Source organism: Streptomyces sp. BK340 (assembly GCF_007827595.1).
In the GTDB taxonomy this organism is placed as follows: Bacteria; Actinomycetota; Actinomycetes; order Streptomycetales; family Streptomycetaceae; genus Streptomyces.
On the sequence record NZ_VISR01000024.1, the window covers coordinates 154,174 to 169,044 of the forward strand.

General features: G+C 72.3%; 14 protein-coding genes. 10 read left to right on the forward strand and 4 right to left on the reverse strand.

Features of this window, described 5'->3' with window-relative positions:
- Positions 1–91 precede the first annotated feature (91 nt).
- Entirely contained in the window at positions 92–2,221 is a 2,130-nt protein-coding gene (locus FB157_RS33630; protein ID WP_145884449.1) for an alpha/beta fold hydrolase, read from the reverse strand.
- A gap of 201 nt (positions 2,222–2,422) precedes the next feature.
- Between FB157_RS33630 and FB157_RS33635 the strand changes: the two genes are divergently transcribed.
- From FB157_RS33635 to FB157_RS33680, 8 genes are all read left to right on the forward strand, one after another.
- Positions 2,423–2,617: a hypothetical protein gene (locus FB157_RS33635; RefSeq protein ID WP_145884450.1), complete on the forward strand. Its 195-nt coding sequence runs from the start codon at positions 2,423–2,425 to the stop codon at positions 2,615–2,617.
- A 130-nt stretch (positions 2,618–2,747) separates the two neighbouring features.
- Positions 2,748–3,611, forward strand: coding sequence for an N-acetyl-1-D-myo-inositol-2-amino-2-deoxy-alpha-D-glucopyranoside deacetylase (mshB, locus tag FB157_RS33640; protein ID WP_145884451.1), 864 nt, complete (start codon positions 2,748–2,750; stop codon positions 3,609–3,611).
- Entirely contained in the window at positions 3,608–4,024 is a 417-nt protein-coding gene (locus tag FB157_RS33645; RefSeq protein ID WP_145884452.1) for a DUF6113 family protein, read from the forward strand. The genes mshB and FB157_RS33645 overlap by 4 nt, the downstream gene beginning before the upstream one ends.
- Positions 4,025–4,179: 155 nt before the next feature.
- Positions 4,180–6,552: a hypothetical protein gene (locus FB157_RS47635; protein ID WP_186581806.1), complete on the forward strand. Its 2,373-nt coding sequence runs from the start codon at positions 4,180–4,182 to the stop codon at positions 6,550–6,552.
- A 131-nt stretch (positions 6,553–6,683) separates the two neighbouring features.
- Positions 6,684–7,613 (forward strand): ABC transporter ATP-binding protein, encoded by a 930-nt coding sequence (locus FB157_RS33660; RefSeq protein WP_186581807.1) that lies wholly within the window; start codon positions 6,684–6,686, stop codon positions 7,611–7,613.
- Complete coding sequence (locus FB157_RS33665; protein WP_145884454.1) at positions 7,610–8,350, forward strand: ABC transporter permease; 741 nt, start codon at positions 7,610–7,612, stop codon at positions 8,348–8,350. The genes FB157_RS33660 and FB157_RS33665 overlap by 4 nt, the downstream gene beginning before the upstream one ends.
- A gap of 5 nt (positions 8,351–8,355) precedes the next feature.
- On the forward strand, positions 8,356–9,501 hold the full coding sequence (locus tag FB157_RS33670) for a sensor histidine kinase (RefSeq protein ID WP_145884484.1): 1,146 nt from the start codon (positions 8,356–8,358) through the stop codon (positions 9,499–9,501).
- Positions 9,502–9,744: 243 nt separating this feature from the next.
- Positions 9,745–10,359, forward strand: a complete 615-nt coding sequence (locus tag FB157_RS33680) for a response regulator transcription factor (RefSeq protein ID WP_145884455.1) — start codon at positions 9,745–9,747, stop codon at positions 10,357–10,359.
- Positions 10,360–10,363: 4 nt separating this feature from the next.
- Here FB157_RS33680 and FB157_RS33685 read toward each other — a convergent pair whose 3' ends face one another.
- A complete protein-coding gene (locus FB157_RS33685; RefSeq protein WP_145884456.1) occupies positions 10,364–11,230 on the reverse strand; it encodes a transglutaminase-like domain-containing protein in 867 nt (288 codons plus the stop codon).
- Between the two features lie 29 nt (positions 11,231–11,259).
- Positions 11,260–12,312 carry a GNAT family N-acetyltransferase gene (locus FB157_RS33690; RefSeq protein ID WP_145884457.1) on the reverse strand — a complete coding sequence of 351 codons (1,053 nt, stop codon included), beginning with the start codon at positions 12,310–12,312 and terminating at the stop codon, positions 11,260–11,262.
- A 140-nt stretch (positions 12,313–12,452) separates the two neighbouring features.
- On the opposite strand from FB157_RS33690, the gene fdxA reads away from it, so the two are divergent.
- Entirely contained in the window at positions 12,453–12,770 is a 318-nt protein-coding gene (gene fdxA / locus FB157_RS33695) for a ferredoxin (RefSeq protein WP_010047804.1), read from the forward strand.
- A gap of 120 nt (positions 12,771–12,890) precedes the next feature.
- The gene (locus tag FB157_RS33700; RefSeq protein ID WP_145884458.1) at positions 12,891–13,988 is read left to right on the forward strand and encodes a bifunctional succinyldiaminopimelate transaminase/glutamate-prephenate aminotransferase; all 1,098 of its coding nucleotides are present in this window, start codon (positions 12,891–12,893) and stop codon (positions 13,986–13,988) included.
- A 175-nt stretch (positions 13,989–14,163) separates the two neighbouring features.
- Here the strand turns inward: FB157_RS33700 and FB157_RS33705 are convergent, their stop codons facing one another.
- Entirely contained in the window at positions 14,164–14,631 is a 468-nt protein-coding gene (locus FB157_RS33705) for an ATP-binding protein (protein ID WP_145884459.1), read from the reverse strand.
- Positions 14,632–14,871: the final 240 nt, after the last annotated feature.

Here is a 14,871-nt window from a genome sequence, read left to right on the forward strand (position 1 = left end):
CTTACGGCACCCGCACGGCCGTACGCTGTTCAGCCTCGCGCGTCCGTATATCGGTGCCGCTTCCGTGAAGTTGCCTGCGTGTAAACGCAGTTCATGCGTTTTTGCCCGGTTGTGCCAGCGAACGCCGGAGGAAGTCCACCTGGAGCAGGAGCAGGTTCTCCGCGACCTGTTCCTGGGGGGTCATGTGCGTGACGCCGGACAGGGGGAGCACCTCATGGGGGCGGCCCGCGGCGAGGAGGGCCGAGGAGAGGCGCAGGGTGTGGGCCGCCACCACGTTGTCGTCGGCCAGGCCGTGGATGATCATCAGGGGGCGGTGCGGCTCGGCGGGGGAGGAGAGGCCCTCGTCGGTGACCAGGGAGTTGTGCGTGTACGTCGCCGGGTCCTCGACCGGGTTGCCGAGGTAGCGCTCGGTGTAGTGGGTGTCGTAGAGGCGCCAGTCCGTCACCGGGGCGCCCGCGATGCCCGCGTGGATGACGTCGGGGCGGCGCAGGACGGCGAGGGCGGCCAGGTAGCCGCCGTAGGACCAGCCGCGGACGGCGACCCGGGAGAGGTCGAGGGGGTAGCGCCCGGCCAGGTCCTGGAGGGCCTCGATCTGGTCGTCCAGGGTGAGCGTGAAGTCGCGGTGGACCTCCTTCTCCCAGGCCGGCGAGCGGCCCGGCGTGCCCCGGCCGTCGGCGACGATCACCGCGAAGCCCTGGTCGGCGAACCACTGCGAGGTCAGATGCGCGTTGTGTGCGGCCACCACGCGCGGGCCGTGCGGACCGCCGTAGGGGTCCAGGAGCACGGGCAGGGGCGTGTCACCGGTGTAGTCCGTAGGCATAAGCACGGCGCACGGAATTCTGCGTGCGCCCCCCTCGGTGAGAGTCACCCGCGGCGACAAACCGGGAACTTCGGCGCAGGACCGGACAGTCGCCGTTCGTTTTCCGTCACGCAGTACCTGGACGTGGGTGCCCGGGCTGTCGAGTGTCGCGGTGGCCAGTACCGTCACGCCCCCGGCGCGCACCGCCGAGTGCACCCCGGGCTCCTGCGAGACGCGCTCCACACCGAGTTCGTTCACCCGGTAGACATGGACCTCGCCGGTCTCCGGGGACTCCGCCTCCTCGCCCGCCGATGCCGAAACCAGCACGTCGTCGGCCGTCACGTCGAGTACCGCACGGATGTGCAACTGCGGTCCGGTCAGAGGCCGTTCGCCCACCGTCAGCACTCGGGCGCCACCCTCGTCCGCGATCCGGACAAGCTGCCCGGACGGGCTCCAGCAGGGCACTCCGGCGAAAAGTTCCAGCCATGTTGGATCTTCATCCGCATGCACCATCCGGGTCGAACCCGAGTCCGGGTCCACCGCCAGGAACACCTGGCTGCGCTGGTCCCGGGCCTGTACCAGGAGCAGCGGGGCACCCGCCTCTGACCAGTGCACATGCGCCAGATACGGATAGCGCGCACGATCCCAGGCGATCTCCGTGCGGCTGCCGTCGAGGCCGATCACGAACAGGCGTACGTCCGCGTTCTCCGTCCCGGCCGCAGGGTACGCGACGTGTTGTGGCTCACGCTCCGGGTGGGCCGGGTCGGCGATCCACCACCGCTGCACCGGCGTGTCGTCCACCCGCGCCACCAGCAGCCGGTCCGACTCCGGCGCCCACCAGAATCCGCGCGAACGCCCCATTTCCTCGGCCGCGATGAACTCGGCGAGTCCATAGGTGACCTGGTCGGCCTCCGGTTCGGCCAGCGCCCGGTCGTCCGAGCCCTCGGCGCCCGTCACCCGCAGCGCGCCCTGCGCCACGTACGCGATGTGCCGCCCGTCCGGCGCCGGACGCGGGTCGATCACCGGTGCGGGGACCCGGAGTTCGCGCGCCGTACCGGCCCGCAGCTCGGCCGTGAAAAGCCTCCCTGACAAGGCGAAAGACGCCAACTCCACGGCCGCGTCGGTGGCGTAGCCGACGATGCCGGACCCACCCTCCCGACTGCGCTCCCGGCGCGCCCGCTCCTCGGGCGAGAGCTGTTCCGACGCACCCTCCAGGAGGGCGTGCGGATCGGCCGCCAGGCGCTCGGCGCCGTCCGTCGGATCCAGGATCCACAGGGAGTTGGCCCGGTCGGTGCCGGAGCCCGAACGCAGGAACGCGACACGCGAACCGTCGGGTGCCACGGTGAACGCACGCGGCGCGCCGAGCGTGAACCGCTGCGTGCGGGCGTGCCGACGGGGGAAGGAGTCAGCCTCGGTCGTCATACCCCGACCATATTGGCCATGCGCCCCCTTGTGCGGCCGTGCGCCGAGCGATGCGCGAGTACGGATAGTTATGATCGCTACCGCTGAGTGGGTATGAACCTGCTGGCGTGTGCATGAAGTTGCTCTACCGATCTACAACCGAGTGACAACCCCCATAGTCCGAACCCCCCGCGTCCCCGGGATCTTTGGAGGTGATCCGCCGTGGCACTCTCGATTTCGGCGGTGGTGCTGCTGGCGATCATCGTCTTCTTGTTGATCAAGAAGTCGGGTCTGAAGGGCGGTCATGCAATTGTCTGCGTGCTGCTCGGCTTCTACCTCGCCTCCTCGACCGTCGCGCCCACGATCAGTGAGCTGACGACGAACGTCGCCAGCATGATCGGCAACATCAAGTTCTGAGGCGGCCGCCGCCCGGTGGACGGTCGGCGGCGCTCTGCCGGTCACGGCCGGGCGCCCTGGTGGTGAGTGGTCGACGGCGCCCCGGGCGGAGGTGGCCGAGGGAAGCGCCGCCGCCTCGTAGGGTGGACCCATGACGGTACTGCTGCCCGCCCGGCGTCTGCTGCTGGTGCACGCGCACCCGGACGACGAGTCGATCAACAACGGCGCGACCATGGCCAGGTACGCGGCCGAGGGTGCCCACGTGACCCTGGTCACCTGCACCCTGGGGGAGCGCGGCGAGGTCATCCCGCCCGAGCTGCGGCATCTGGCCGGCGCCGCGCTGGGCGCACACCGGCGCGGTGAGCTGAGCGCCGCCCTGCGCGAGCTGGGCGTCGCGGACCTGCGGCTGCTCGGCGGTGCGGGCCGCTACGGCGACTCCGGCATGATGGGCATTCCCGACAACGAGGACCCCGCCTGCTTCTGGCAGGCCGACCTGGACGAGGCCGCCCGGTCGCTCGTCGAGGTGATCCTGGGGGTCCGCCCGCAGGTCCTCGTCACGTACGACGACGACGGCGGATACGGCCACCCGGACCACATCCAGGCCCACCGCGTGGCCATGCGGGCCGTCGAGCTGGCGGCCGAACAGGGACACCGGATCGAGAAGGTCTACTGGAACCGGGTCCCGCGCTCCGTCGCCGAGGCGGCCTTCGCCCGCCTCCAGGACGACCTGCCGAGCCTCCCGTTCGCGAAGAGCGCCTCCCTGGCCGACGTGCCCGGCGTGGTCGACGACGAGCGGATCACCACCGCGGTCGACGGCAGCGCCCACGCCGCCGCCAAGGCCGCCGCGATGCGCGCCCACGCCACCCAGATCGACGTGGCCGAGCCGTACTTCGCGCTCTCCAACGAACTGGCCCAGCCGCTGTTCACCACCGAGTACTACGAGTTGGTGCGCGGCCGGGCACAGCCCGGGGAGACCGACCTGTTCGCCGGCATCGCCACCGGGGAGACGTCATGAGCACCGCCGGACGCGGCTCGATGCTGGCCCAGCCGATGCGGCGGCCCCCGGTCGGGCGGATGGCCGCCTACCTCGGGCTGTTCCTGCTCGGGGCGATCGTCGGGCTCGCCGGAGCCCTGGTCCAGGCCGCCTGGTTCCCGGGCGGGCTGCTGCTCGCCCTCGCGGGCGCCGGCGGGCTGTTCCTCGGCGGGGCGTACGCCCTCGGCGGCCGGGCCGGGGCGGTCGCGCCGGTGGCCGGCTGGATCGTCACCGTCGTCCTGCTCACCGCCACCCGCCCCGAGGGCGACTTCCTGTTCGGCGCGGGAGTCGGCTCCTACCTCTTCCTGCTCGGCGGTATGGCCCTCGCTGTGATCTGCGCCACCGTTGCCCCCGGACGGCAACCTGTCGACGGCCCCACCCGACTTGGCAAGTGACGTACCACTTCGCCGTGCGGCGCACGTGCGAGTCCGGTGTGGGTTTCCTCGGCGGTCATGGGATACGCGCCAGACGTGGCCAGTATGGTGGTGCGCGCCGCCGAGCTGCCCGCTGAGGACGTAACGGGCGGCGGAGCCAACCGGGAGAACCTGCCTTGAGTCGTGAAACTGACACTCCGTCCTCCGGGCCCAACGGGTCCGGCGGAGCCGCATACCCCTCGGGGACGCCGCCGTACGGAACCCCCATGGCTTCCGACGCCGGCGCGGACGCGGGCCGTTCGGCCACCCCGCCCGAGGAGCGCAAGACCGAGACCACGCTGACGACGCGGATCCGGATCAACATCCCCGGATCCCGGCCCATCCCGCCGGTCGTCGTGCGCAAGCCCGTCGGCGACGGCGATGCCGCCGCGGACGACTCCGGCGCCGACACCCGGCCGGCCCCCGCCGCCGCGGCGTCCACCAGCACCGTCGAATCCCCCGCCGATCCCGCCCCGCAGGCCGAGGAGAAGCGCAGCGACTGGTTCGCGCCCCGCAAGTCCGGCGCTCCCAAGGGCGGTCCGGGCGCCGGCGGCACGAACGGTGCCGGGACGCCCGGCGGTTCCGCCGCCGCGCCGGTCAAACCGGGCGCCCAGCCGAGCGGTCCGGGTGCCGGCGGCACCCGCCCCGGCGGTGTGGTCGGCTCCATGAGCGTGCCCGGCGGCTCCCGCCCCGGCGGTACGAACGGCTCGGGCCTGCCCAGCGCCACCGGCGGCCCCGTGGCCCCGGGACACGGCGGCGGCACCGGTTCCTTCGACGTGACCGAGGCGCTGGCCGCGGGCCCGCGCGGCGGCTCCCGCCCCGGCGCGACCGGCGGCGGTGAACCGAGCCGCGACGACCTGCCGTACTTCGCGGAGAGCGGCGGCGCGGGCGGAATCGGCGCCGGCCCCGGCGCGAGCGCGTCCGGCGGCCCCGGCGGTCCCAGCGGCTTCAACGGGCCGAACGGCAGGGGCGGGCGCGGCCCGCAGGGCCCCGCGGGCCCGACCGGCGGACCGGTCACCGGCGACGGACCGTTCGTCCCGCCGGCCGCCCCGCGCAGCTCGCTCAGCGACCTGGACCGGGACCTCGGCGAGTCCTTCGACTCTCCGGGCGGCTACGACACCGGCAGTCACCAGATGCCCGGTGGCTACGACACCGGCAGCCACCAGCGACCCGGCGGCTACGACACCGGCAGCCACCAGCGACCCGGCGGCTACGACACCGGTAGTCACCAGATGCCCGGCGCCGCGAACGGCCAGGCGGGCCAGGGCGGTCCGCTCGCCCCCGGCGCCTTCCCCGTCCCCGGCACGGCACCCGGCGGCGGCCTCGGCGACGACACCGCGATCCTCACGCCGCAGAAGCCGGCTCCCGGACCGGGCACGCCCGGCTTCCGCGCCCCGGACAACGTCTCCGGGCACACCGTCACCAGCGGCATCCCGGTCGTCCCGTCCGCGGGGAACGCCCCGTTCGGTGCCGCGCACTCCGACGGCCCGGTGCCGCACACGGCGCCCAAGCTGCCCGAACCGGCCCCGCAGCCCAAGGCCGCGGCCAAGCCGAAGAAGAAGGGCCGCAGCAAGGTCATGCTGCTCGGCGTCGGCGTGTTCCTCCTCGCGGGCGGTGCCTACGGCGCCGGCCTGCTGATGAACCACACCGATGTGCCCAAGGGCACCACCGTCCTCGGTGTCGACATCGGCGGCGGCACCCGTGACGAGGCCGTCAAGAAGCTCGACGACGCCTTCGGCAGCCGGGTCGCCAAGCCGCTGAAGCTCTCCGTGGGCGGCCGGACGGTGTCCCTGACGCCGGACAACGCGGGCCTGCAGTTCGACTTCCAGAGCACCGTGAGCGATGCCGCGAAGAGCGACTACAACCCGGTCTCCGTGATCGGCTCCCTCTTCGGCCAGAAGCGGGAGATCGAGCCGGTCATGCCGGTCGACGAGGAGAAGCTCCAGGCCGCGCTCGAGCAGGCCGACGGCGGTTCGGGCTCCGGCGCCGTCGCCGACGGCACCATCACGTTCAAGGCCGGCAAGGCCGTGGCCGTCTACGGCAGGGCGGGCAAGGCCATCGACGCGGCCCGGTCGACCCAGGCGGTCGAACAGGCCTACCGCACGCTGGTGGAGACGGACACGGCGAACCCGGTGACCGTGCCGACGACCACCAAGCAGCCGACGGTCTCGAACGCCGAGGTCGACCGCGAGATGAAGGCCTTCGCCGAACCGGCGATGTCGGCCCGCGTCACGGTCCAGACGGACGCGGCGCACTCGGTCCCGATGAGTCCGCAGAACTCGCTGTGGAAGTTCCTCAGGGTGGAGGCCACTCCCGACGGCAAGCTGACCGACAAGCCCGACCTGGTGGCCCTGAAGCGGCTGTACGGCCAGGCCTTCGACGGCGTGCTCATCACCCGGGCCAACGGCAAGAAGACGGCCGTCACACCGCAGGACGTCTACGTCGCTCTGCGGCAGGCACTGATGAGCAGGACCAACCGGGTCGCGGTCATCCCCACGAACCCGAGCTAGCACGACCGGCAGGGGGCGTCCGCCGGGCGCCCCCTGCGCGGGTGTCACCCGAACCGCATGACATCTGTCATCCGGCACTGGGGACCTGCGACACTGCCGCGTCCAGGGCCCCCACCGCCAGCATGGTGGGCATGACAACGACAGCGGCACCGGCCACCACCACCCCGGTGGTCGGGTTCGACCAGGTGACCAAGACGTACGGGAGCAACCGAGCCGTCGACGGGCTCTCGCTCCGGCTGTACCCGGGCGAGACCGTCGCCCTCCTCGGCCCGAACGGGGCCGGCAAGTCCACCACCCTCGACCTGCTCCTCGGCCTCAAGCAGGCCGACAGCGGCACGGTGAGCGTGTTCGGGACCAGCCCGCGCGAGGCGATCGTCGCCGGACGGGTCGGGGCCATGCTGCAGAGCGGCGGGCTGATGGACGAGGTCACCGTCGTCGAGCTGGTGAAGCTGGCTTGCTCGCTGCACCCGAAGCCGTACAAGGCCGCCGACGTCCTCGCCCGCGCGAGCCTCACGCAGATCGCCGACCGCAAGGTCAACAAGCTCTCCGGCGGCCAGGCCCAGCGCGTGCGCTTCGCGCTCGCCACCGCGGGCGACAGCGATCTGATCGTCCTGGACGAGCCGACCACCGGCATGGACGTCTCCGCCCGCCAGGCCTTCTGGGCCACCATGCGGGAACAGGCCGACCAGGGCCGTACGGTCCTCTTCGCCACCCACTACCTCGAAGAGGCCGACGCCATCGCCGACCGGGTGCTCGTGCTGCACCGCGGCCGCCTCCTCGCCGACGGCACCGCCGCCGAGATCAAGGCCAAGGCGGGCGCCCGCCGGGTCTCCTTCGACCTGGAGGGGACCATCGACGAGGCGGCCCTGCGCGGCCTGCCCTTCCTCACCTCCGTCGACGTATCGGGCCAGACCGTCCGCATCCAGTCCTCCGACGCCGACGCGACCGTCCACGCCCTGTACGGCCTGGGCGTCTACCCCCGCAACCTCGAAGTCGCCGGCCTCGGCCTGGAGCAGGCCTTCGTCGCCATCACGGAGGCCGAGGAGGCCAAGCAGTCATGAACAGCCTGATCAAGCTCGAAGTCGCCCGCTCCCTGCGCAACCGCAAGTTCCTGTTCTTCTCGGTGATCTTCCCCGCGGCCCTGTTCCTGCTCATCGCGGGCAACGCCGACTCCAAGACGAAGATCGAGGGCTCCGGCCTCACCCTGCCGACCTACATGATGGTCTCCATGGCCTCCTTCGGCGCGCTGACCGCCGTCCTGATGGGCAACAGCGAGCGCATCGCCAAGGAGCGCGAGAGCGGCTGGGTGCGGCAGCTGCGGCTGACCACCCTCCCGGGGCGCGGCTACGTCCTCGCGAAGACCGCCGGCGCGGCCGTCGTCAGCCTCCCGTCGATCGTCGTCGTCTTCGTCGTCGCCGCGGCCGTGAAGGACGTACGGCTCGACGCCTGGCAGTGGCTCGCCCTCACCGGCGCCATCTGGGCCGGCAGCCTCGTCTTCGCCGCCCTCGGCGTCGCCATCGGCTACCTCGCCAGCGGGGACGCGGTCCGCCCGATCACGATGATCATCTACTTCGGCATGTCGATGCTGGGCGGCCTGTGGATGCCGACCACGAGCTTCCCGCACTGGCTCCAGGACATAGCCAAGTGGCTCCCCACGCACGCGTACGCTGCTCTGGGGCGGGCGATCGAACAGAGCCAGGCTCCGGAAGCCAAGGACATCGCCATCCTCGTCGTCTCCTTCGTCCTCTTCGCGGGCGGCGCGGCCTGGCTGTACCGGAAGGACACGCTGAAGGCGTGAGCACCATGACGGAAGACCCGCTGGTCCCCCTGGGGCAGGACTTCGCCAACCGGCGCGGCATGCTGCGGCGCAAAGTGCTGTGGGTCGGTGTCTGGCTGGTCTTCCTCAGTTCTCCGGTCCACGACCTCGTCTCGGGGAACCACACCACCGCGGGGACCGTGGCCGGCGGGCTGGGCCTGACGGTCTTCGTCGGGGTCTATCTGGCGCTGGTCTTCCGGAACATGGGCACACCGGCGGAGCCGCGGCGCGTGGCCGGCCTGGTCGTCGCCCTGGGTGTGCTCGCCACTCTGCTGAGCTTCACGTTCGGGGCGCCCTGGCTCGGCCTGTACTGCTACGTCTCCGTCGCCTGCGGGATCACCCTCCCGCTGCGGGCGGCGTACTGGGCGATCCCGGGCACGGGCGGCCTGATGATGCTCGTCGGGCTGCACGTCGGCACCGAGGACGCCTGGGACCTGCTCATCCTGGTGGTGCTCATCGGGTTCGCGATGACCGGCGTCGGCCAGCTGGTGCGGACGACCATCGAGTTGCGCAAGGCCCGGGCCACCGTCGCCCAGCTCGCCGCCAACGAGGAGCGGCTGCGTCTCGCCCGCGACCTGCACGACCTGCTGGGCCACTCGCTCTCGCTGATCACGCTGAAGAGCGAGCTGGCCGGCCGGATGCTGCCCGGTCACCCCGACAAGGCCGCCCAGCAGGTCGCCGACATCGAACAGGTCAGCCGCCAGGCCCTGGTAGACGTCCGCGAGGCCGTCACCGGCTACCGCCGCCCCCGCCTCGCCGCCGAGCTCGCCGGCACCCAGGTCGCGCTGACCGCCGCCGGGGTGGCGGCCGAGGTGCCCGCGGAATCCGACCTCGCCGGCATCCCGGAGGAGGCCGAGTCCGCCCTCGCCTGGGCGCTGCGCGAAGCGGTCACCAACGTGGTCCGGCACAGCGGCGCCGACCGGTGCGTCGTACAGGTCCTGCGCCGCCAGACCCTGGACGGCCCGGTCCTCGAACTCTGTGTCGAGGACAACGGAGCCGGCGGTTCCGGCAACGGCCCGGGCAACGGTCTGACCGGCCTGACCGAGCGTCTGGAGAAGGCCGGCGGCACGCTGGAGGCGGGCCGGGTCAAGCACGGGTTCCGGCTGGTCGCCCGGGTACCTGCGGCCGCCTAGGTCCTGTCGTCAAATTCCCGTCGTCGCCCGAAGGGCGGCCTCGCGGCGTCTGGTGCGTGCTCTCGGTGTGCCGGGCGGAAGTCCTCGTACTGGACGTACTTGGGCTTTCGCCCGGTGCGGCGAGAGTGCGTGCCAGGCGTCGTGGGGCAGACGGGAATTTGACGACAGGGCCTAGTGCCCCGGCCGGCAGCGTTCGCTCCTTGACGGGCGAACGGTGTCGGCCGGGGCACTAGGATCCGGGACATGACGAGCACGATCAAGGTCCTGCTGGCCGAGGACCAGTCGATGGTCCGCGAGGCGCTGGCCGCACTTCTCGGCCTGGAGGACGACATCGAGGTCGTCGCCCAGGTCGCGCGCGGGGACGAGGTGCTGGCGGCCGTCGGCGCGCACGGTGTCGACGTGGCGCTGCTCGACATCGAGATGCCCGGCTGCACCGGCATCGAGGCGGCGGCCCGGGTGCACCGCGAGTACCCCGCGGTCAAGCTCGTCGTCCTCACGACCTTCGGCCGCCCCGGCTATCTGCGCAGCGCCATGGAGGCGGGCGCCGACGCGTTCCTCGTCAAGGACGCACCGGCCGCCCAACTCGCCGACGCGGTCCGCAAGGTGCTGGCCGGAGAGCGGGTCATCGATCCCACCCTGGCCGCGGCCGCGCTGGCCGAGGGCGCCAACCCCCTCACCGACCGGGAGCGCGAGGTGCTCCGTGCGGCGGCCGACGGCTCCACCAACGCGGAGCTGGCCAAGGCCCTTCACCTCTCCCAGGGCACGGTCCGCAACTACCTCTCCACGGCCATCCAGAAGCTCGCGGTGCGGAACCGGGCGGAGGCGGTGCGGATAGCGCGGGAGAAGGGCTGGCTCTGAGGGCTCAGTTGAGCATCGACCGGGCCGTGTGCGCCTGCTGCCGCACCTTGCGGGCAGCCGAGTCGTCGACGACCTCGATCAGGTGGGCGTACGCGTCCAGCTCCTCGGCCCCCGCCGTGAACTCACCGCGCTGCACCAGCAGCTGACCGCGCTCGTAGCGCAACCGGGCCGGATGCGCGGGCAGCAGCAGGCTCAACTCCACGGCCCGCAGCGCGACGTCCGACCGCTCGGGCCGGGCCGAGGCCCACGCCCGGATGTTGTTCAGGATGCGCTGCACGACCTCCAGGGTAGTCGCGGGCACCAGCATCGACGGCTGCAGCGCCGCCCCCGTCGCCCCCGCCACGAGCAGCTCGGCATCCGTCCCGGTCAGCACCTTCCCGCCGGCGAAAGGATCGGCCAGCACCTGCTCCTCCGCCGCCCCGAACCCGACCACGAAGTGCCCCGGCAGCGCGACCCCGTACACCGGGGCGCCCGCCCGTCTCGCCACCTCCATCCACACCACCGACAGCAGGATCGGCAGCCCGCGGCGCCGCCGCAGCACCTCGTGCAGCAGCGAGCACTCCAGCCGCTGGTAGTCGGACGGGGTCCCGTGGAACTCGTAGCGCTCGCCCAGCAGCCGGCACAGCGCCTGCGCCCACGCCTGCGGCCCGCCCGGGCGGTACGGCAGGAGTCCGGCCAGCCGGTCCAGCTCCAGCTGGGCCGCGTCGATCCCGTCCTCGTCCAGCGTCCCGTCCGCCTCGGCACCGATCAGCAGGCACAGCGCCGACAGATCCGGCCGCTCCGACCGCGCCTCCTCCCCGAACCGCCGCCGCACCTCGGCGGACCGCTCCGGCGGGGGCGGATACGGGGGCGGAAGAGAACGGTGCCGCATGCCTGGCTCATGCCCGTCCACAGCGATCCCTACGACCCTTCGACGCGAGTGTTCTCCGGAGCCGGGCGAGCGGGCTCGTCGCCGCTCTCCTGCGGCGCCCGGTAGTGGTGGTACGCGTGGTGCGGGGCGAAGCCGAGACCGGCGTACAGGGCGCGGGCCGCCTCGTTGTCGTCCTCCACCTGGAGCCAGGCCGCCGAGGCGCCCTCGTCCAGGGCGCGGCGGGCCAGCGCGGCCATCACCTCGGTGGCCAGCCCCTGCTGTCGCCGGGCGGGATCGACCTCGACGGCGGCGAAGCCGGCCCAGCGTCCGTCCACCACGCACCGCCCGATCGCCGCCGGCCGCTCCCCGGCCGCACCGGGCACGGTCGCGAACCACACCGACGGTCCGCCGTTCAGCACCCGGAGGGCCACCTCGCTCTCCCCCTTGCGGCCGTACCGCGAGAGCCACGCCTCGTCCGCCTCCCGGGACAGCTCCACGCCGGTGCCCTCGGCCCGGTCCGCCACCGGTGCCAGCGCCCCGGTCCACAGCTCGGCGGTCACCTCCCGCACCCAGCCGCGACGCTCCAGCTCCGCGCACAGCAGCTCCTGCGTGCCCTCGGCGCCGGTGGCGGTCTGCGCGTAGGCGGGCAGGCCGCGCTCGGCGTACCAGCGCCTCACGGCCGTCAGTGCCTCATCGAGCGGAAGCCCGGGATCACCGAGCGGCAGCACACTGTTGGCCCGCCGCGTGAACCCGCCGGCGGCCCGCAGTTCCCACTCGCCGAGCGACTCGCTCTCCACCGGCCGCCACCCGCGCGCGGCGATCCGCGCCAGCTCCTGGTAGCTCGCGGCCGGACCCCGGCGGCGGGCCGGCGCGGCCGGCACCACCTTGCCCGCGACCAGCACGGACTCCGGGATCCGGACACTCTGCCCGTCCCGCCGTGTGATCACGAGCACTCCGTCGTCCCATGATGTGAGAACACCCACCGTGTCGGTGAACTTCTCCGCCGCCGCTCCAGGTTCGCTCAAGCGCCGTACTGACACCCGTTTGCCCACGTCAGCAGCGGTGATACGGACCTCGAAGCGCCCTTTCGCCGAGATTTCCACTGGTCAGTTCACCCCTCCTGTATGGATCATGCCCCGGAACGGAGATACTAGGGGCGGGCATCGACGACGCCGCGCTCCCGCGCGCCAGGCGGCGGAGCCTGTGGAGGCCCGCCAGCGCCCTATCGAGGAGGAACGACAGCGTGACCTACGTCATCGCGCAGCCTTGTGTCGACGTGAAGGACAAGGCGTGCATCGAAGAGTGCCCGGTCGACTGCATCTACGAGGGCTCACGGTCCTTGTACATCCACCCGGACGAATGCGTCGACTGTGGTGCCTGTGAGCCGGTCTGCCCGGTCGAGGCGATCTTCTACGAGGACGACACTCCGGAGGAGTGGAAGGACTACTACAAGGCGAACGTCGAGTTCTTCGACGAGCTGGGCTCTCCCGGTGGTGCCAGCAAGCTGGGTCTGATCGAGCGCGACCACCCCTTCATCGCCGCGCTGCCCCCGCAGGCCTAGCAACCGGTCGAGCGGCCGAAAGGCCCGCCACCTTCGCCTCGGCCCGTACAGCCCGATCGCCCGGATCGCGCCGTACGGGACCGAGGCGTTTGCCGTACCGACGAAAGCGAGCAAGATCCCGTGTCCGCAGTCTCCGACCGTCTTCCGACGTTCCCCTGGGACAAGCTTGAGCCGTACAAGAAGACGGCCGCCGCGCACCCGGACGGCATCGTCGACCTGTCCGTCGGCACCCCGGTCGACCCGGTCCCCGAACTGATCCAGAAGGCCCTGGTCGACGCGGCCGACTCGCCCGGCTACCCGACGGTCTGGGGCACCCCCGCGCTGCGTGACGCGATCACCGGCTGGCTGGAGCGCCGTCTGGGCGCCCGTGGGGTCACCCACCGCCACGTCCTGCCGATCGTCGGCTCCAAGGAGCTGGTCGCCTGGCTGCCGACCCAGCTGGGCCTCGGCCCCGGCGACAGGGTGGCCTACCCGCGCCTGGCGTACCCGACCTACGAGGTCGGCGCCCGCCTGGCCCGCGCCGCGTACGAGGTCTACGACGACCCGCGCGAGCTGGACCCGGCGAACCTGAAGCTCCTCTGGCTGAACTCGCCCTCCAACCCCACCGGCAGGGTCCTCGGCAAGGACGAGCTGACCGGCATCGTCGCCTGGGCCCGCGAGCACGGCGTCCTGCTCGTCTCCGACGAGTGCTACCTGGAGCTGGGCTGGGAGGCCGACCCGGTCTCGGTCCTGCACCCCGACGTCAACGGCGGCTCCTACGACGGCATCCTCGCCGTCCACTCCCTCTCCAAGCGGTCCAACCTGGCCGGCTACCGAGCCGCCTTCGTGGCCGGCGACCCGGCGGTCCTGGGGCCCCTCCTGGAGATCCGCAAGCACGGCGGCATGATGACCTCGGCGCCGACGCAGGCGGCGGTGGTGGCGGCCCTGGGCGACGACGAGCACGTCCACGTCCAGCGCGGGCGCTACGCGGCCCGCCGCGCCCTCCTGCGCGACGCCCTCCTGGACCACGGCTTCCGCATCGAACACAGCGAGGCCAGCCTCTACCTCTGGGCGACCCGGGGCGAGTCCTGCTGGACCACGGTGTCCCACCTGGCCGACCTGGGCATCCTCGTGGCCCCGGGCGACTTCTACGGCGAGGCGGGCGAGAACTTCGTACGCGTGGCCTTCACGGCAACGGACGAGAGGGTCCGCGCGGCGGTGACCCGCCTGACGACGTGACCCCCTGCCGCCGCTCCCGCCGCCGTGGGCAGTCGTTCCGCAGGGCGGAACGGGTGGGCGCGGCCCGCAGCGCCGGGAGCCGCCCGGACACCGTCCCACCCCTGCCGACGTAGGCACGCAAAGACCGACGGGGCCCAGGAACCCCTGGACCCCGTCGGCCGTCGGCGCCAGGCGCTCAGCCGCCCAGCGGCAGACCCTTCGTCGGCAGGGACGACGTGGGCAGGGACGAGGTGGGCAGCCCACCCTTGGTGAGTCCCTCGGTCGGCAGCCCGCCCTTCGTCACGCCGGCCGCGGTGGCCCCGAGGGCACCCCCCGCGGTCCCGGCCGCGTCTCCCGCGGCCTTCTGCACCGCGGGCGTCGTCTTCTTCACGGCGCCACCACCGGTCTTGCCCGCGGCCGGCACCGCCTGCTTGACCGCCTTGCTGCCCGCGTTGCCCGCCAGGCCGGTGACGTTCTGTGCCGCACCGTCGACGGTGTTGCCGACGTGCGCCCCGTCCAGGGCGGTCACACCGCCGAGGTTCGCGGGCACGGCCGGCAGGTTCGTGGCCGCGCCGGCAGAGCCGGCCGCACCGACCCCGGCGGCCGCTCCCGCTGCGACGAGCAGCGCGGCACGAGCGATCCGGCGGGTCAGGGGGAGGGACATGATGCTCCATTCGACGGGTGGAGAACAGTGAGTGTGTCCGGACTCGGACGCCGTGACTACCGACTCGAAGCCGACGAAGGTTGCGGAGGCCAAAGGTAAAGAATGGATAACGCATCGCATTATCGTTTGTGGATAAAAACGGGCAAAGAGTGCTGTTGTGCGAACCCGCAGAATCCTTACAGCCCTTGATTTCCAAGGGATCCCGAATCCACGCCGAAATCCGTGGGAAGACACGCCCAC

Bases quoted from the DNA above. Each gene is read 5' to 3' on its own strand.
- FB157_RS33685 (WP_145884456.1), bottom strand. From the start codon at position 11,230: ATGCGGCACCGTTCTCTTCCGCCCCCGTATCCGCCCCCGCCGGAGCGG.
- FB157_RS33660 (WP_186581807.1), top strand. From the start codon at position 6,684: ATGACAACGACAGCGGCACCGGCCACCACCACCCCGGTGGTCGGGTTC.
- FB157_RS33705 (WP_145884459.1), bottom strand. From the start codon at position 14,631: ATGTCCCTCCCCCTGACCCGCCGGATCGCTCGTGCCGCGCTGCTCGTC.
- FB157_RS33630 (WP_145884449.1), bottom strand. From the start codon at position 2,221: ATGACGACCGAGGCTGACTCCTTCCCCCGTCGGCACGCCCGCACGCAG.
- FB157_RS33665 (WP_145884454.1), top strand. From the start codon at position 7,610: ATGAACAGCCTGATCAAGCTCGAAGTCGCCCGCTCCCTGCGCAACCGC.
- FB157_RS33680 (WP_145884455.1), top strand. From the start codon at position 9,745: ATGACGAGCACGATCAAGGTCCTGCTGGCCGAGGACCAGTCGATGGTC.
- mshB (WP_145884451.1), top strand. From the start codon at position 2,748: ATGACGGTACTGCTGCCCGCCCGGCGTCTGCTGCTGGTGCACGCGCAC.
- FB157_RS33670 (WP_145884484.1), top strand. From the start codon at position 8,356: ATGACGGAAGACCCGCTGGTCCCCCTGGGGCAGGACTTCGCCAACCGG.
- FB157_RS33645 (WP_145884452.1), top strand. From the start codon at position 3,608: ATGAGCACCGCCGGACGCGGCTCGATGCTGGCCCAGCCGATGCGGCGG.